General features: G+C 69.0%; 15 protein-coding genes. 2 read left to right on the top strand and 13 right to left on the bottom strand.

Annotated features, from left to right (window positions below):
• From RMP06_RS09745 to RMP06_RS09700, 10 genes are all read right to left on the bottom strand, one after another.
• Positions 1-165, bottom strand: a 165-nt coding sequence (locus RMP06_RS09745; RefSeq protein ID WP_310461583.1) for a uracil phosphoribosyltransferase, incomplete at its 3' end; no start/stop codon positions are given.
• A 7-nt stretch (positions 166-172) separates the two neighbouring features.
• Complete coding sequence (locus RMP06_RS09740) at positions 173-1,213, bottom strand: NAD(P)H-dependent flavin oxidoreductase (protein ID WP_310461579.1); 1,041 nt, start codon at positions 1,211-1,213, stop codon at positions 173-175.
• Positions 1,214-1,225: 12 nt separating this feature from the next.
• Positions 1,226-2,401, bottom strand: a complete 1,176-nt coding sequence (locus RMP06_RS09735; protein WP_310461578.1) for a GGDEF domain-containing protein — start codon at positions 2,399-2,401, stop codon at positions 1,226-1,228.
• Positions 2,402-3,889 (bottom strand): AMP nucleosidase, encoded by a 1,488-nt coding sequence (locus tag RMP06_RS09730; RefSeq protein ID WP_310461577.1) that lies wholly within the window; start codon positions 3,887-3,889, stop codon positions 2,402-2,404.
• A gap of 82 nt (positions 3,890-3,971) precedes the next feature.
• Positions 3,972-4,694 carry an SHOCT domain-containing protein gene (locus RMP06_RS09725; protein WP_310461576.1) on the bottom strand — a complete coding sequence of 241 codons (723 nt, stop codon included), beginning with the start codon at positions 4,692-4,694 and terminating at the stop codon, positions 3,972-3,974.
• Positions 4,695-4,782: 88 nt separating this feature from the next.
• Positions 4,783-5,685 (bottom strand): MBL fold metallo-hydrolase, encoded by a 903-nt coding sequence (locus RMP06_RS09720; RefSeq protein WP_310461575.1) that lies wholly within the window; start codon positions 5,683-5,685, stop codon positions 4,783-4,785.
• A 20-nt stretch (positions 5,686-5,705) separates the two neighbouring features.
• Positions 5,706-7,190, bottom strand: a complete 1,485-nt coding sequence (locus tag RMP06_RS09715; RefSeq protein WP_310461574.1) for a VWA domain-containing protein — start codon at positions 7,188-7,190, stop codon at positions 5,706-5,708.
• An 11-nt stretch (positions 7,191-7,201) separates the two neighbouring features.
• A complete protein-coding gene (locus tag RMP06_RS09710) occupies positions 7,202-8,620 on the bottom strand; it encodes an AAA family ATPase (protein WP_310461573.1) in 1,419 nt (472 codons plus the stop codon).
• 48 nt (positions 8,621-8,668) lie between these two features.
• A complete protein-coding gene (locus tag RMP06_RS09705) occupies positions 8,669-9,529 on the bottom strand; it encodes a diacylglycerol/lipid kinase family protein (protein WP_310461572.1) in 861 nt (286 codons plus the stop codon).
• A gap of 9 nt (positions 9,530-9,538) precedes the next feature.
• A complete protein-coding gene (locus tag RMP06_RS09700; protein WP_310461571.1) occupies positions 9,539-10,402 on the bottom strand; it encodes a 3-hydroxybutyryl-CoA dehydrogenase in 864 nt (287 codons plus the stop codon).
• 111 nt (positions 10,403-10,513) lie between these two features.
• Between RMP06_RS09700 and RMP06_RS09695 the strand changes: the two genes are divergently transcribed.
• A complete protein-coding gene (locus RMP06_RS09695) occupies positions 10,514-13,387 on the top strand; it encodes a valine--tRNA ligase (RefSeq protein WP_310461570.1) in 2,874 nt (957 codons plus the stop codon).
• On the opposite strand, the gene RMP06_RS09690 is transcribed toward RMP06_RS09695, so the two are convergent.
• Complete coding sequence (locus RMP06_RS09690) at positions 13,338-14,345, bottom strand: NAD(P)-dependent oxidoreductase (RefSeq protein WP_310461569.1); 1,008 nt, start codon at positions 14,343-14,345, stop codon at positions 13,338-13,340. The two genes, RMP06_RS09695 and RMP06_RS09690, sit on opposite strands and share 50 nt — an antisense overlap.
• A 147-nt stretch (positions 14,346-14,492) precedes the next feature.
• Between RMP06_RS09690 and galU the strand changes: the two genes are divergently transcribed.
• Complete coding sequence (gene galU, locus RMP06_RS09685) at positions 14,493-15,359, top strand: UTP--glucose-1-phosphate uridylyltransferase GalU (protein WP_310461568.1); 867 nt, start codon at positions 14,493-14,495, stop codon at positions 15,357-15,359.
• A 15-nt stretch (positions 15,360-15,374) separates the two neighbouring features.
• Here galU and RMP06_RS09680 read toward each other — a convergent pair whose 3' ends face one another.
• Positions 15,375-15,617 carry a sulfurtransferase TusA family protein gene (locus tag RMP06_RS09680; RefSeq protein WP_179632952.1) on the bottom strand — a complete coding sequence of 81 codons (243 nt, stop codon included), beginning with the start codon at positions 15,615-15,617 and terminating at the stop codon, positions 15,375-15,377.
• A gap of 59 nt (positions 15,618-15,676) precedes the next feature.
• On the bottom strand, positions 15,677-17,737 hold the full coding sequence (gene ppk1, locus RMP06_RS09675) for a polyphosphate kinase 1 (RefSeq protein ID WP_310461567.1): 2,061 nt from the start codon (positions 17,735-17,737) through the stop codon (positions 15,677-15,679).
• Between the last annotated feature and the right edge of the window lie 41 nt (positions 17,738-17,778).

Here is a 17,778-nt window from a genome sequence, read left to right as displayed (position 1 = left end):
GACCATCTGCGTGGGCATGTCGCGCGTGACCTCGTAGGCCATCAGCAGGCCGATCTCGCCCAGCAGCCGGCGGAAGCTGCTGGTGGATCGGTCCTTCTGGCGCATCAGCGTGAGCTTGTGCTGGATCAGCGGATGGTTCAGCAGATGCACCTGGCGGTCGGGCATGCGGTCCTCAGCGGAAAGCGGCGGCGAGACGGCGGGTCAGCTCGGCCGCGCCGACCGCGGCGCAGCCGCTGCGATTCTGGCCCGACCAGAGCGGCGAAAAGTCGCTGCGGCCGGCGGCCTCGGCACGCGCACGCAGCGGGGCGATCGCGGCCGTGGCCAACGGGAATGCGGGCGGCGCATCGGACAGCGGGCCGAGTTCGCGCATCAGCCGGTTGAAGATGCCGCGCGCGGGGCGGCCGGTGAACAGGTTCGTCAAAGCGGTGTGGTGAGCCGAGTCGCCTTGCAGCGCGGCGCGGTGGATGGCGCTGGTCGTCGCTTCCGGACAGAGCAGATAGGCCGTGCCGACCTGGACGCCCGCTGCGCCCAGCGCCATCGCCGCGGCCACGCCCGCCGCATCCGCGATGCCACCCGCCGCGATGACCGGGATGTTCACCGCTGCGACGATCTGCGGCAGCAGCGCGAAGGTGCCCATCTGGCGCGTCAGGTCGTCCGAGAGGAAGTGGCCGCGGTGCCCGCCGGCCTCCAGTCCCTGCGCGATGATGGCATCGACACCCTGCGCCTCCAGCCAGCGCGCTTCCTCGACCGTGGTCGCCGACGACAGCACCCGGGCGCCCCAGCCACGCACCCGCGCCAGCAGCGACGGCGACGGCAGCCCGAAATGGAAGCTCACCACGGGCGGCGCGAAGGCGGCCAGGAGGTCGGCGCTCTCCGCGTCGAACGGCCGCCGTCCCGGACCGGTCTGGATCGTGCTGGGGTCGATGCCGAACTCGGTATAGGCCGGCGCCAGCGTGGTGCGCCAGGCGGCCTCGCCTGCGGCATCCGGCTCGGGTGGCGTGTGGCAGAAGAAGTTGACGTTGAATGGCCGGTCGGTCTGCGCCCGGATGGCGGCAAGTTCCTGCTGCAGCAGCTCTGGCCCGAGCATTGCGCAGGGCAAGGCACCCAGCCCGCCCGCGTTCGACACGGCCACCGCCAGCGCGCTGCCCTGCACGCCGGCCATGGGCGCCTGGAGTAGGGGAAAGTCTGTGCCGAAGAGATGGGAAAGGTGCATGGCCGTGCCGTATCAGGCGGGGGCTTTGGTGGTTTCGCGTGGTGCCAGCACGACCTGCCCGCGGCCGGCGTGCTTGGCCTCGTAGAGCGCCTCGTCGGCGCGGCGCAGCAGGCTGTCGAGCGTCTGGTCCTGTTGGCCCATGGCGGCGAGACCGGCGCTGTATTCGAGCGGGAAGTCCAGCTCCTGGGCCGACTGCAGCCGAAGGCAGTGGCGCAGCCGCTGATCGAGCGACAGCGCCTGGCCCTCGCGGGTGTGGGTGAGCAGCACACAGAACTCTTCGCCGCCGTAGCGCCCGGCCAGATCGCCAGTGCGCAGTTCCTCGCGCAGCAGCCGGGCAAACAACTGCAGCGCCTGGTCACCCTTGGCATGGCCGCGCTCGTCGTTGATGCGCTTGAAGTGGTCGATGTCCAGCATCACGGCCACCAGCGGATAGCCGTAGCGTTGTGCATCGGCCAGCAGTATCTCGGCACGTTCTGTCCAGGCGCGGCGGTTGAGCAGGTCGGTCAGGCCGTCCGTGATGGCCTGTGCCTGCAACTGGCGCTCGGCTTCCTCGCGGTAGGCCAGCAGGATGGCGACGGTGGTCAGCACCAGCGACAGGTTGCTCACGAGTGCGGCGACCTTGTTGACCGGGTGTGGCGCGGTCAGGAAGGGATAGGACGCGGTGAAGAAGGCACCGAGGATGCCGCGCGAGAAGGTCACGGTGGCGGTTGCGCCCATGCACAGGCCGATCAGCGCACGCCAGCGCCAGCTGGTCTCGGGGCTGTGTCGGCTGACGGAGCGCACGATCACCAGCATTTGCAGGCCCAGTACCCCGTTGGCCAGCCCGACACGCCAGGGGTAGTGGTCGAAGCCGAGGCCGTAGCCGAGGGTCATCAGCACCGTCAGCAGCCACATGGGCCAATGGCGCTGTGGCCACCCGGTCCACAGGCCCATCGACTGCCACAGCAGGACGAGGCTGGTGGACATGCCGGCCATGGCGAGTACCGAGCAGACCTGGTCCTGCCACTGGCCGCGCCAGAAGGTGGACAGCACCAGGAAGAACCAGCCCCCCGCCTGCAGCAGCATGGACAACACGGCCTGGCGCGCAGCCGGACCCACGCGCCAGCCCATGATGGCAGGCAAAGCCAGCGCCACGGCGAACGTGTTCACCGTGAAGACCACCATCAATGTGCGGACATCCAGCTCCATTTACTGGAACGCCACCTCGGCGAAGCTGCGCAGCTTGCGGCTGTGCAGGTGGTCCAGCCCCTGGTGGCGCAGGATCTCGATGGCGCGGATACCGATGCGCAGGTGCTGATCGACCCGCTCGCGGTAGAAGTGGTTGGCCATGCCGGGGAGCTTGATTTCGCCGTGGAGCGGCTTGTCGGAAACGCACAGCAGGGTACCGTACGGAACCCGGAACCGGAAACCATTCGCGGCGATGGTGGCGCTTTCCATGTCCAATGCCACGGCACGGCTCTGGCTGAAGCGGCGCTCCGGACCCGGGTGCGGCAGCAGCTCCCAGTTGCGGTTGTCGGTGGACGCCACCGTGCCGGTGCGCATGATCTTCTTCAGCTCGTAGCCGGAGAGCTGCGTCACCTCGGCCACCGCCTGCTCCAGCGCCACCTGGATCTCGGCCAGTGGCGGGATCGGCACCCACAGCGGCAGCTCCTCGTCGAGCACGTGGTCCTCGCGCACATAGCCGTGGGCGAGCACGTAGTCGCCGAGCTGCTGCGTGTTGCGCAGGCCGGCGCAGTGGCCGAGCATCAGCCAGGCGTGCGGTCGCAGCACGGCGATGTGGTCGGTGATGGTCTTGGCGTTGCTCGGGCCGACGCCGATGTTGACCATCGTGATGCCGCTGTGGCCGTGGCGCTTGAGGTGGTAGGCCGGCATCTGCGGCAGGCGTGGCGGCGGGGCACCCAGCTCGTCGCCCGGCTCGGCGGGCAGACCGGTGTGGCGGGTCAGCACGTTGCCCGGTTCGACGAAGGCGGTGTACTCGCCGTTCTCGTCGGCCATCAGCTCATGACCCAGGCGCACGAACTCGTCGATGTAGAACTGGTAGTTCGTGAAGAGCACGTAGTTCTGGAAGTGCTCGGGCGCGGTGCCGGTGTAGTGGCGCAGGCGGTGCAGCGAGTAGTCGATGCGCGGCGCGGTGAACAGCGACAGCGGGTGGCGCACCAGTCCGTCCGGACCGGCGTGCGGCTCGAAGGTGCCGTTGGCGATGCCGTCGTCCATCGCGGCGAGGTCTGGCAGGTCGAACAGGTCACGCAAGCGCGAGCGGCGCTCCGGCAGCATCGTGCCTTCGATGTGGTCGTGTTCGGCGAAGCTGAAATGCACGGGGATCGGCTGGCTGGAGAGACCCACTTCCAGCGCGACGCCGTGGTTCTTCAGCAGCAGCTTGAACTGCTCGCGCAGGTAGTGGCGGAACAGGTCCGGCCGCGTCAGCGTCGTCTCGTAGACGCCCGGTCCGGCGACAAAGCCGTAGGACAGCCGCGAATCGGCCCGCTCCACGGTGTCGACCCGCACCCGCACGAACGGGTAGCAGGCGCGGACGTGTTCGCCGAACTCCGTGCCACCGACAAACTCCTTCAGCGATTGCCGCAGGTGGGCGATGCCCGAGTCGTAGATCGCCTTGGCGTGCGCGAGCGCAGCGTCGGCGTCGGTGAAGCTTTGGGTGTTGATGACGGTGCGTGGCATGCAGCATTGTCCACGCGCGCGCGGGACTGTTCCAGTTTTGTCGAGGATCTGTCCTGCCGGCGCCGGACCATTTCTGATGGGGTCAGAGTCGCCCGAGCAACTCGGCCTTTTTGGCGGCGAATTCCTGCTCGGTCAGCAGGCCCTTGGTCTGCAGTTCGCCCAGGCGTTCGATGGCCGCGAAGATGGCCTCTGCGTCGCCGGCCGGTGCCGGCGCGGCGGTGGTCGGGACGGGTGCGGCGACGGGCGGTGCCTGCACCTCCTGTCCATGGCGCATCACCACCGGCAGGCTGCCCAGGTTCACCGTGCCGTACTGGCTGGAGAAGGTCATGCCACCGCCCGAGCCCTGCTGCTGCGAGAAGCCGCCGATCTGGTGGTCGAGCGTGTCGTAGACCCAGACGTCGCCGCCCGTGTCCACCGCCAGCCTGCGGCTGTTGGCGAAATAGGCATAGCGGGTGTTGTTCTGCGCGCCGGTGGCGTTGGGGCTGCCCATCCAGGCGGGCCACCAGGTCACTGCCACCGGCGCGGGCGGGACCAGGTCGCTGCGGCTGGCCAGCAACTGGCTCAGTTCGCTGCACAGGCTGTCGACGCGGCCCTTCAACTGGTGGTTGAACATGTCGCCGACCATGGTCATGCCGCCGCGCATCCACTGGCCCGAGCCACCGAACTCCCCGTGGCTGAACTGCGCCATGCTGCCGTTGCCGCTCCAGACCGCCCACAGCATGTGCGTGACGGCGTCCGGGCTGAAGCCGTGGCGGGCGGCGATCTGCTGGATGGCCTGCTGGCCGGCGTCGGTGAGGTGCTGCATGGGGGGGCTCTGGCAAGGGAAATGGTCTGCCTCCAAGCCTAGCAGACGCCGTGCCACCCCGTGTGACGGCGTCCTTCCCCGGGTGCGCTCAGAGCATGTTCAGCGGAATCTTCAGGTAGGACACGCCGTTGTCCTCGGGCGGCGGCAGGTGGCCGGCGCGCATGTTGACCTGCACCGACGGCAGGATCAGGACGGGCATGTCCAGCGTCGCATCCCGCGCCCGGCGCATGGCGACGAAGTCGGCTTCGGCGATGCCGTCGTGGACGTGGACATTGGCGGCGCGCTGCTCGGCGACGGTGCTGACATGCGCCAGCGGGCGGCCGCCGGGGCGGTAGTCATGGCACAGGTAGAGCCTGGTGTCATCGGGCAGCGCCAGCACGCGGCGGATCGAGCGGAACAGCGTGGCCGCATCGCCGCCGGGGAAGTCGCAGCGCGCGGTGCCGTAGTCGGGCATGAACAGCGTGTCTCCAACGAAGGCGGCGTGTTCCTCGCCGTCCTCCACCAGGTAGGTCATGCACGCCGGCGTGTGGCCGGGCGTGTGCAAGGCGGTGGCCCGCAGACTGCCGATGGCAAAGGGTTCGCCGTCGCGCAGGAGGTGGTCGAACTGGCTGCCATCCCGGGCGAAGCTGGGCTCGGCGTTGAATAGTGTGCCGAAGGTCTTCTGCACGGTGGTGATCTGCGCGCCGATGGCGATCCGGCCGCCCAGCTGCGCCTTCAGCCAGGGGGCGGCGGAGAGGTGATCGGCGTGGACATGGGTCTCCAGCAGCCACTGCACCTGCGCGCCGAGTTCGTGCACGCGGGCGACCAGCCGCTCGGCGCCGGTCGTGCGGGTGCGGCCGGACTTGGGGTCGTAGTCGAGCACGCTGTCCACCAGCGCGCACTGGCCGGTCGCCCGGTCGAGCACCAGGTGGCTGAAGGTGGACGAGGCCTCGTCGAAGAAGGACTCGATCTGCAGGCGGGTGGCTGTAGCAGTGGCAGTGGCAGTGTTCATGCCACCATTCTATATACCTGTCAGGGTATATCGCGGTGCTTGGCTGCACGGGGCGACAGGGCATTGGGGAAATACAGCGCGGTCAGGCTCTTGCTGTGCACCGGCGAGTAGCCGCGGCCCTCGCTGCCCTTGGCGGATTCGGTGTAGCGGCGCCAGTCGCGCACCCAGTGCAGGTGGTCGCAGACGTCGAGCAGGCCCATGGTCTCCCGGTCGCCGACCAGCACGCCCTGCACCCGCAGCCCGAAGCGTTCGCGCGCGTCGTCCAGCCGCGCCAGCGTCTGCGGCACGCAGCCGAATTCGCCGTCGCTGACGATGAGCAGGTCGGCCTGCTGCCAGCGCGCCTGGTGGACCCGCTCGATGGCGTGTTCGATCGGCGTCTGCACGTCGGTGCCGCCGTCGAAGCTCTGGCCCATCAGGTCCATCAGCGCCTGCAGGCCGGTGGGACTCAGGTCCAGATCACGCTCGATCACCTCGTCCGGCCCGCCGAACGCGATCAGCACGCAGCCGCGCCGCTCTGCGTGTGCGGCGCGCAGCGCGGCGATGACGACCGCCTTGGCGATGTTCTCGGGCGCTCCGCGCATCGAGCCAGACGTGTCCAGGCACAGGATGAACGGCCCGCGGGCGCGGGGTTCGGGCTGCGGCGGCGTGGCGCTGGTGCGGGGTGGTGCGGCGGGGTCGTGGCGCCAGTCGGTCAGCACGGCCTGCGACTCCCAGCTCAGCAGCCGTGCTTCGGCATGGCGCGCACGCCACAGCCGCTTGAGCACCGGGTGGCGCAGCATCACCGCCTCGCTGGCGAGCATCCGCTCGATACGGCCGGAGAGGTGGATCCCGGTCAGCTCGCCCGGCATGTCCGGCAGGCGCGTCTCGACCGCCCGCAGGCCGTGCACCGGGCGCCTGTCGGGTTCGGGCGCGATGGCCGGCGCGGGCGGGCTGGCGTCGTGGCGTTCGGCGCGGCCGAGCTGGCGGATCAGCTCGGCGAGCTGCGGCAGCTGCTCCAGCCACGCGGCGGCGCGCCGGGCCTCGGCCCAGGGGCGCGAGTGGAGATGGCCGCGCAGGGCGTCCCAGCGCAGGGCGCTCAGATCCCCCAGGCCTTGCAGCAGCACGAAGTGTTCTTCCCAGCCCTGCGTCTCGATCTGCCAGGCGCTGCGGAAATCGTCCACCACCTGCGCGATGGCGGCGGCGCGGTCGAGGCGGGGCTGGTGGTCGGCGATGCGGTCGAGGTGCCACAGCAGCGTGCGCAGCACCTGCTCGGCCAGCGCCGGTGCGCTGCGGCTCAGGCCCGGCAGGCCGAGTTCACCGACCACGGCCCGCAGTGGTGTGGCGGCCTGCGCATCGCCGAAATCGGCATCGGCCGGCGGCAGGTCCCCCGCCAGCAGCGCCTGTTCCCAGCGGCGCGTGTCGAGCAACCGGGCCTCGGCGTGGCCCACGCTGGCAATCAGCGCCGGCAGCCAGAGCGTGCGTGGCAGCGGGGCGAGGTGGTGGAACGGCGGGTCCGCCGACGTCATGGCCGGTGCACTCAGAAGGCCACAGGCTCGGGCGCGGGTGCCAGCACGTCATCGGCCGTGGAGGTCTCGACCGGCAGCGTGGCGAAGCCGGCGCGGGTGGCTTCCAGCCGAGCCAGCAGGCCGTCCAGCATGGCCAGCGTGTGGGTGTGGGCACCGAGCAGGCGCTCGACCACCGGTGCCGGTATCCAGAAGCGGTCATGCAGCCGGTCGGCCAGCGCGGTGGCATCCTGGTGGACACGGGTCCAGTGCGCCGCCGCCGGGCCGGTGATCGCGTCGATCTGCGCCAGCCGGGCAGCGATGTGGACCGGGCTGTAGCGGCGGCGTGTGTGCGCTTCGAGCGACTCGGTCATCAGCCGGGCCATGCCGCCATCGTCCTGGCTGCCGCTGATGGCGCGGGCCAGAGCCAGCTTGCCAGCGGTGCCGTCGTCGGCCTCGGCTTCGGCGCTGCGCTCGATCTCCCATTGGTGCTCGAAGGCTTCGACGGCGCGGGTGAGCCACGGTGCGTCCTGCGGCACGGCGCGGGCAATCTCGGTGTCGAACCACTGGGTCAGCTTGGGCACCAGCTCGGGCGTCGGGCTGGCGACGTAGGGTGCGAGCCACAGGTCGAGCGCGTCGATCTGCGTGCGGCCTTCGGTGGCCACGGCGGTGCGCATCAGCCCCACCCACAGGCGCCAGCGCCGGTCGGACAGCGTGGTCTGCTGCTCGCCCAGCCAGCGGCGCAGCGCCCGCAGCGCCTCGACCGCCTCGACGCTCAGCCGCACACGCCCGCTGGCGCGGGTGATGTCCGCACGTTCTGCGACGGTCAGCGCTTCGGTGCGTACGGGGTCGTCTTCGGGCGTCGTGAGCCGCAGCAGGGCCTCGAAGCTGGCGTCGCCGACGGGCGCGATCGGCAGGCGCACCAGGAAGCGGTCATGAAAGGCTTGCAGTGCCTCGTCGGCCGGCACCTCGTTGCTGGCGGCGATCACGCTGATCAGCGGCGTGCGGGTGCGACCGACGCCGTTGTCGAATTCGCGCTCGTTGAGCAGCGTCAGCAGCGCGTTCAGGATGGCCGAGTTCGCCTTGAATACCTCGTCCAGAAAGGCGATGCCGGCCGTGGGCAGGAAACCGGCGGTCAGGCGCTCGTAGCGGTCGTCCTCCAGCGCCTTGAGCGAGAGCGGGCCGAACAGCTCTTCCGGGGTGGAAAAACGGGTCAGCAGGCGCTCGAAATACGGTGCGCCTTCGAACACGCGGTGCAGGCGCCGGGCGAGTTCGCTCTTGGCGGTGCCGGGCGGGCCGATCAACAGGATGTGCTCGCCGGCCAGCGCGCCCAGCAGCGCCAGCCGCACCTCGGTGGCGCGCTCCAGCAGACCGGACTCCAGCGTGGCGAGCAGCCCGCGCAGGCGATCGGGCGTGGGCAGTCGGGCAGGGGAGAGGGCGTCGGCACGGATCATCTGGCGATTGTCGGCGGCCCGTGCGGGTGCTGCAATCCAGACCAGTGCCTACCAGGTGGTGTCGACGAACCGGTGCGGATCGAGGATCGCCACGTGCGAGCCGGCCAGATCGAGCGCGCGCGGCAGCAGATCGACCTGCGTGCGCCGGCTGGCGGTCAGCAGTTCACCATCGACGCGCAGGCGCAGTGGCTGCTCGCTCTCCACCAGCAGCGTGCGGCCCTGGCAGTGCGGTACCGGCGCGGCGGCCGAGGGCAGCCCGAGCGGTCGCAGCGGCCGCAGCCAGCGCGCCCAGCGGCCCGCGCCGCCGACGACCACGGTGTCGAACCAGCCGTCGTTCAACTCGATCGGCAGCCGCTCCGGCGTGCTCCATTCCGGCAGGCTGTTGCACAGCAGCACGCGCCGCGCCGTGCCGGTGGGCATCTTCTGCCCGTCCACCCAGACCGACCAGCCGGCGGCACCGTAGCGGCCGAGCCAGCCCGGGCGGTCGACGCGGACTTGCGAGATGAAGTGGACCGTGGTGTGCTCGGTCTCCAGCAGCCCGATGTCCACCGGGCCGGTCGGCGAACGCAGCGCGAACACCAGCGCCTGCGACCAGCTCAGTGCGTCCAGGCCCAGCGTGCGTGCCAGCAGGTTGTGCCGCCCAGCCGGCACCAGTCCGACCTTCAGCCCGCCCTTGAGCAGCGCTGGCAGCATGGCACTCACCGTGCCGTCCCCGCCGATCAGCACCACCCGGGTGCGCGGGGCGAGGATGGTGAGCATGGCCTTGGCCTCCGCGATGGAGTCCGGCATCAGCAGCGACACCCCTGGCGCGTGGCGCGACAGCCAGGCCGCGACCGGGCGGCGCAACTCGGCCGCACGCCCCCCACCGGCGCTGGGGTTCAACAAGGCGACGGCGGTGGACGGCGTCACCGGGCCCGATCAGTAGGCGTAGACACCACGCCCGCTCTTGCGGCCGAGATAACCGGCGGCCACGTATTCCTTCAGCAGCGGGCAGGGGCGGTACTTCGAGTCGCCGAACTGGGTCAGGTAGACCTCCATCACCGCCAGGCACACATCCAGCCCGACCATGTCCGCCAGCGCCAGCGGACCGATCGGCTGGTTGCAGCCGAGCTTCATGCCGGCGTCGATGTCCTCGGCCGTGGCCAAGCCTTCCGCCAGCACGAAGAACGCCTCGTTGATCATCGGCACCAGGATGCGGTTGACGACGAAGCCGGGCGCGTTCTTCACCGTGATCGGCGTCTTGCCCAGGCGCTCCGACAAGTCCTTGACCGCGGCGTGCGTGGCGTCCGAGGTTTGCAGGCCGCGGATGATCTCGACCAGCGCCATCAGCGGCACCGGGTTGAAGAAGTGCATGCCGATGAGGCGGTCCGGGCGCTTCGTCGTCGCCGCCAGTTGCGTGATCGAGATCGAGCTGGTGTTGGTGGCGACGATCACCTCCGGCGCCAGCATCGCGTCGAGCTGGCCGAGGATCTTGATCTTCAGCGCCTCGTTCTCGGTGGCGGCTTCGATGACGAACTGGGCGGCATTCAGCGCGGCGTAGTCGGTCGAGACGGTGATGCGGGCGAGGGCGGCGGCCTTCTGTTCGGGGCTGAGCTTGTCCTTCTTGATCAGGCGGTCGAAGCTGCCGGCGATGGTCGCCAGGCCCTTGCTGACCGCGGCGTCGCTGATGTCGACCATCACGACGCGGATGCCGGACTGCGCGCAGACCTGCGCGATGCCGTTGCCCATGGTGCCGGCGCCGACGATGCCGACGGTGTGGATGGAAGTGCTGGTCGGGGTCATGTGGGGAGTGCTCCGTTTTCGGGGTTGTTCTGCCGGCCGGATTTTGCCTTGGGTGGGTTCATGCACAGTTCATAGAATGACGCCCTTGTCCGCGAGACCCCCACAACAGCCATGACCGACGCCCTGAACGCCCTCTCCAAGTCCTTTGAGCCCGCCCCGATCGAAGCCCGGTGGGCGCCGCAGTGGGAGGCCAGCGGTGTCTATGCCCCGACGCTGGATCCGGCAAAGCCCAGTTTCTGTGTCCAGCTGCCGCCGCCGAACGTGACCGGCACGCTGCACATGGGCCACGCGTTCAACCAGACCATCATGGACTCGCTGACGCGCTACCACCGCATGTCGGGCGACAACACGCTGTGGGTGCCCGGCACCGACCACGCCGGCATCGCGACACAGATCGTCGTCGAGCGCCAGTTGCAGGGCCAGGGCGTCAGCCGCCACGACCTCGGCCGCAAGAACTTCGTCGCCAAGGTCTGGGAGTGGAAGCAGCAGTCCGGCGCCACCATCACGCAGCAGATGCGCCGCATGGGCGATTCGGTGTCGTGGGGCCACGAGTACTTCACGATGGACGAGAAGCTGTCCAAGGTCGTGACCGAGACCTTCGTGAAGCTCTATGACGAGGGGTTGATCTACCGGGGCAAGCGGCTGGTGAGCTGGGATCCGATCCTGAAGTCGGCGGTGTCCGATCTGGAGGTCGAGAGCGAGGAGGAAGACGGCTCGCTGTGGCACATCCGCTACCCGGTGGAAGGCTCGGACGAGTCGCTGGTCGTGGCCACGACGCGCCCGGAAACCATGCTCGGCGACACCGCCGTGATGGTCCACCCGGAAGACGAGCGCTACACCCACCTCATCGGCAAGCAAGTGCGCCTGCCGGTCACGGGCCGCCTCGTGCCGGTGATCGCCGATGACTACGTGGACAAGTCCTTCGGCACCGGCGTCGTCAAGGTCACGCCCGCGCACGACCAGAACGACTACCAGGTCGGCCTGCGCCACAAGCTGCCGATGCTGACCATCTTCGATCTGGAGGCCAAGGTCAGCGCCCATGAGGCCACCGACATCCCGGCCGAGTACGTCGGCGTGGACCGCTTCGTCGCCCGCAAGCAGCTCGTGGCCCGTTTCGAGGCCGAGGGCCTGCTGGTCGAGGTGAAGAAGCACAAGCTGATGGTGCCGCGCTGCGCCCGCACGGGGCAGGTGATCGAGCCGATGCTGACCGACCAGTGGTTCGTCGCGATGACCAAGGCGGGCGCGAACGGCAAGTCCATCGCCGAGGAAGCCATCGAGGCGGTGGACTCGGGCGACGTGAAGTTCGTGCCCGAGCAGTGGGTCAACACCTACAACCAGTGGATGAAGAACATCCAGGACTGGTGCATCTCGCGCCAGCTCTGGTGGGGCCACCAGATCCCGGCGTGGTACGGCGAGAGCGGCGAACTCTTCGTCGCCCGCAGCGAGGATGAAGCGCGTGCCAAGGCGACGGCTGCCGGTTATTCGGGGGCGCTGACCCGCGACGAGGACGTGCTGGATACGTGGTACTCGTCGGCGCTGGTGCCGTTCTCGACGCTGGGCTGGCCCGAGAAGACCATCGAGCAGGATCTCTTCCTGCCGTCGTCCGTGCTCGTCACCGGCTACGACATCATTTTCTTCTGGGTCGCCCGGATGATCATGATGACCAAGCACTTCACCGGCAAGGTGCCCTTCAAGCACGTCTACATCCACGGCCTCGTGCTCGACGCGCAGGGCAAGAAGATGTCCAAGTCCGAGGGCAACGTGCTCGACCCGGTGGACCTGATCGACGGCATCGAACTCGCGCCGCTGCTCGACAAGCGCACCACCGGCCTGCGCAAGCCGGAAACCGCGCCCAAGGTCCGCAAGGCCACCGAGAAGGAATTCCCGGACGGCATCCCCGCGTATGGCGCCGACGCGCTGCGCTTCACCTTCGCGGCGATGGCGACGTTGGGCCGAAGCGTCAACTTCGACTCCAAGCGCTGCGAGGGTTACCGTAATTTCTGCAACAAGCTGTGGAACGCGACCCGCTTCGTGCTGATGAACACCGAGGGCCAGGACTGCGGCCTGCTGGAGCACACCAAGGCGGACTGCGCGGAGGGCGGCAAGGCCCACGGCTACCTGCGCTTCAGCCCGGCGGATCGCTGGATCACGGGCGAGCTGCAGCGCGTCGAGCACGCCGTCGCGCAGGGCTTCAAGGACTACCGCCTCGACAACGTCGCCAACGCGATCTACCAGTTCGTCTGGGACGAGTACTGCGACTGGTACCTCGAAATCGCCAAGGTCCAGCTCCAGGTCGCCAAGGACGCCGGTGACGACGCAGCCGCCCGCGGCACGCGCCGCACGCTGATCCGCGTGCTGGAAACGACGCTGCGCCTGCTGCATCCGGTGGCGCCCTTCATTACCGCCGAGCTGTGGAACACCGTCGCTGTGGTGGCCGGGCGCAAGGCGGCGGATTCGGCCGACACGGTGGCGACGGTCGCCTACCCGGCCGCGCAACTGGAGAAGGTCGATCCGGTGGCCGACGCTTGGGTGGCGCGGCTGAAGGATCTGGTGGGCGTCGTGCGGGCGCTGCGCAGCGAGATGGGGCTGTCGCCGGCCGAGCGGGTGCCGCTGCTGACCTTCGGCGATGCGGACTTCCTCGTGTCGGCCGCCCCGGTGATCCGGGCGCTGGCCAAGCTGGGCGAGGTGCAGGTGATCGCCGACGAGGCGGCATTTGCGGCGGCCACCGAGATGGCGCCGGTGGCGGTGCAGGGCGCGGCGCGGCTGGCGCTGAAGGTCGAGATCGACGTGGCCGCCGAGCGCGAGCGCCTGGGCAAGGAAGTCGCTCGCCTGACGGGCGAGATCGCCAAGGCGACCGCCAAGCTGTCCAACGAGAGCTTCGTGGCCCGCGCCCCGGCGGCGGTGGTCGAGCAGGAGCGGGCGCGGATCGTGTTGTTCAGCGAGACGCTGGCGAAGCTGCAGACGCAACTGTCCCGGCTGGGCTGATCCGTTCGCGCAGCAGGGGCGGGTGCATGGCGGCGTGCCGTGCCCCGTCCCGCACGGTGGCTGGTGTGCGGCGCAGCACGTCGTGCACCTGCCGCGCCACGCCCCAGGCGCTGCGCAGGCGTGCCTCGCGGGTGTAGGAGGCCAGGCGGGGTGTGGTCTGCAGGCCCGCGGCGCCGTGGAGTGGCTGCCCTGGCTCCAGCGTCCCCGGTCCTACGCTGTCCAGCCAGGCCGCGGCCATCCGACCACTGTTGAGCAGGTCCGCCAGCACGGCCTCGTCGAACAGCTCGATCGGCGACATGCTCACCAGCACCTGCCCCGGCTTGCACCACGGCAGCACCCGGTCTCCCAGCAGACCGACGTAGCGGCTGTAGATCGGCAGGTGCAGGCACACCGCGTCCGACTGCTCGAACAGCTCGCGCAGGCCGACCGGCTGCACGCCCCAGCGTTGCCACTGTGCGCCGGTGGCGTGCAGGGCCGGGTCGTAGCCGCGCACCTGTGTGCCCAGGGACTGCAGCAGGGTGCCAAGCCGGCGGGCACCCGGCCCCATGCCGACCAGACCGACGGTGCAGTGCGCCAGTTCCCGGCCGACGATGCGGTGCGGCGCCAGCGGGTTCGGGCGCAGCAGGGTCAGCAGCGCACCCAGCATGAACTCGGCCTCGGCCGGTGCGGTCGCTTCCGGACTGCGCAGCACCTCGACGCCGGCGCGCGCGCAGGCGTCCAGATCGATGTGTTCCTGTCCGCCGACGATGCGGCCGATCGCGCGCAGCGACGGCGCCCGCGCCAGCACCCGGGCGTTGACTGGAATCTGCGCAGGCAGCATCACGGCGCGTGCCTGCGCCAGTGCCTCGGCGAAGCGCTTGCGGTCCTCGGTCAGGCGGGGGGCGTAGAAGCAATCATGGCGCGTCTGCAGCCATTGCAGTACCTCGGCTTCCAGGGGTTCGGCAACGAGCAGATCCATGATTTCGTGAGAGATTCGTGAGAGATGAACAGGCACTGATGTTAATCACGGGGGTGGTGTCTTGGGCCCCCCTGATCACGCGCTGTTTCGTCATGTTCCCATGCCAGAATTGAAGCAGTTTTGATGTTATCCAGGGACTCTCCGCACATGCAAATCAAGAAAGCCATCTTCCCCGTTGCCGGTCTGGGCACGCGTTTCCTGCCTGCCACCAAGGCACAGCCCAAGGAAATGATGCCGGTGGTCGACAAGCCGCTGATCCAGTACGCCGTCGAGGAAGCCTACGCGGCGGGTGTGCGCGAGATGATCTTCGTGACCGGCCGCCACAAGCGCCCGATCGAGGACCACTTCGACATGACCTTCGAGCTGGAAGTGGCGCTGGAAAACGCCAACAAGACCGAGCTGCTGGAGGTCGTGCGCAGCGTCAAGCCGAAGGACATGGAGTGCATCTATGTGCGCCAGGCGCAGGCGCTGGGCCTGGGGCACGCGGTGCTGTGCGGCCAGCGCCTGATCGGCAACGAGCCGTTCGCCGTGCTGCTCGCCGATGACCTGATGATGGGCGAGCCACCGGTGCTGGCGCAGATGGTCGAGCAGTACAAGGAGTGGCGTGCGTCGATCCTGGCCGTGCAGGAAGTGCCGGTCGAGCACACCAAGCGCTACGGCATCGTTGCCGGCACGCTGGTCAACGACCGCGTGATGGACGTGAGCAAGATCGTCGAGAAGCCGTCGCCGGAGACCGCTCCGTCACGTTGGGGTGTCGCCGGGCGCTACATCCTGACGCCGGGCGTGTTCCACGAGATCGCTGCGCAGCCGCGCGGCGTGGGTGGCGAGATCCAGCTCACCGACGGCATCGCCGCGCTGCTGCGCCGCGAGAAGGTGTTCGCCTACCGCTACGAAGGCCGCCGCTACGACTGCGGCAGCAAGGAAGGGTTCCTGGAGGCCAACGTCGAGCTGGCCCTGAAGCACCCGGAACTCGGCGAGTCGTTCCGCCAGTACCTGAAGAGTCTGGAACTCTGAGTTCCGGGTCTGGGTTCAGCGCCTGCGCAGCAGGTGCACGAACTCGTTGCCGGGCAGCGTCTCCTGCCCGAGCAGGGCATGGCCGGTCTGGCGCGCGAAGGCCTGGAAATCACGCAGTGAACCCGGGTCGGTCGCCAGCACCCGGAGCACCTGTCCACTGGTCAGATCGGCCAGCGCCTTCTTGGCTTTCAGGATGGGCAGCGGGCAGTTGAGTCCGCGGGTGTCGATTTCCTTGTCGGCGGTGGTCTGGGTGTCCATCAGGGCTCCTTGGCGGGCCTGATTCTAGTCATCCCGGGCCCACCGCTGCGTGCAGATTTTCAGCGCTGGTAGCGTTGCGCCAGCGCCTGCTGGGCGCTCACCCCGGTCTCGCCGACACGCTGGTAGCGGCCCGAACTGTCCAGCGTCCAGGCATCCCGCTCGTCGCGCAAATAGGGCACCAGGCATTCGTCGATGACACGCTGGCGCAGCGTGGCGTTCCGGATCGGCCAGGCAACCTCGATGCGGCGCAGCATGTTGCGTGTCATCCAGTCGGCGCTGCTGAAGTACAGCGCCTCGTCCGATTCTTCGGTGCCCCAGCGGAAATACAGCACCCGGGTGTGCTCCAGGAACCGCCCGACCACCGAGCGCACGCGGATGTGGTCGGTTTGCCCCGGCACACCTGGCGGCAGGGCACACGCGCCGCGGACAATCAGGTCGATGTCCGCTCCGGCCTGGCCGGCGGCGATCAGCGCGCGGATCAGCACCGGGTCAGTGAGTGCATTGAACTTGCAGACGATGCGCGCAGGTTGCCCGGCCCGGGCCGCTGCGGCGACCCGCCCGATCAGCGCCACCATCGTCGATTGCAGCGTGAACGGCGCCACCAGCAGGCGCCGGGTCGGGCGCAGCGTGTTCAGGCTGGCCAGATGCAGGAACACGGCGTCGGCGTCGGCGGTGATCTCGGGGTCGGTCGTGAGGAAGCCGATGTCGGTGTAGAGCCGCGCGGTCTTCGAGTTGTAGTTGCCCGTGGACAGGTGGCCATAGCGCACCAGACGGCGGCCCTCCTTGCGCGTGACCAGCAGCAGTTTGGCGTGGGTCTTCAGCCCGACGATCCCGTACACCACCTGCACGCCCACCGCTTCGAGCCGGTCGGCCCAGTCGATGTTGGCCTCCTCGTCGAAGCGCGCCTTCAGCTCGACCACCGCCAGCACCTCCTTGCCGCGCTGTGCTGCCTCGATCAGCAGGCCCATCAGCGCTGACTCGCTGCCGGTGCGGTAGATGGTCTGCTTGATGGCGAGCACCTGCGGATCCTCGACCGCTTCGCGCAGGAACTGCACCACCGGATCGAAGGACTCGAAGGGCTGGTGGGTCAGGATGTCGCGCTCCGCCATGCAGTCCATGACGCGGCGGCCGAGTGGGAGCTGATCGACGGGCCAGGACGGCTCGTGTGGCACGAAGCGCAGCGCGGGCGCCTCGGCGCGGTCGATGAGCGTGTTCATGCGCACCAGATTCACCGGCCCGTTGACACGGTAGAGCGCTGCGGCGGGCAGATCGAACTGCGTGAGCAGGAAATCCGACAGGCGCGCCGGACAGGTGTTGACGACCTCGATGCGCACGGCGCGGCCGTAGTGGCGGGTCGTCAGCTCGCTGCGCAGGGCCTGGCGCAGGTTGGTGACATCGTCCTCGTCGACGTCCATGTCCGAGTCGCGCGTCACGCGGAACTGCGAGAACGCCAGCACCTCGCGCTCGGGAAACAGCTCGCCCAGGTGCGCCCGGATCACGCTGGTCAGCAGCACGAAGACCTGCTGGCCGCCCGCCAGCCGCTCCGGCAGGCGGATCACCCGCGGCAGCACCCGCGGTACCTTGACGATGGCGATGGTGTTCTCGCGCCCGAAGGCGTCGATGCCGGCGAGTTGCGCAATGAAGTTCAGCGACTTGTTGGCGACCTGCGGGAAGGGATGCGCCGGGTCCAGCCCGACCGGCACCAGCAGCGGCTGCACTTCGCGGTGGAAGAACTGTGACACCCACTGCCGCTGGGCGGTGTTGCGGTCGGCGTGGTTGACGATGACGATCTGCTCGGCAGCGAGTGCGGGCATGACCTCGTCGTTGAAGATGCGGTACTGCTCGTCGATCAGCGCGTGGGCGTCAGCCGCCACCGCGGCCAGATCGACATGACCGGCGCGGCTGTCGGACAGGCGGGCGGCGTCGATCACGTCCGTGAAGCGCACTTCGAAGAACTCGTCCATGTTCGACGAGACGATGCAGATGTAGCGCAGCCGCTCCAGCAGCGGCACGTCCGCGCGGCGGGCCTGCGCCAGCACACGCCGGTTGAATTCCAGGATCGCGCGTTCGCGGCTGAGCAGCGGGATCGGATCAGGCGCGGTCGATGTGGGTTCGGGCATCCTGCGATGCTAGGCCTGCTGCGTGACCGGTTCGTGACAAT

The sequence above is a fragment of the Sphaerotilus sp. genome (assembly GCF_031429695.1).
Classification (GTDB): domain Bacteria; phylum Pseudomonadota; class Gammaproteobacteria; order Burkholderiales; family Burkholderiaceae_C; genus Sphaerotilus.
The sequence above is the reverse complement of the archived record's forward strand: the minus strand, read 5'-3'. Positions and strand labels throughout refer to the sequence as shown.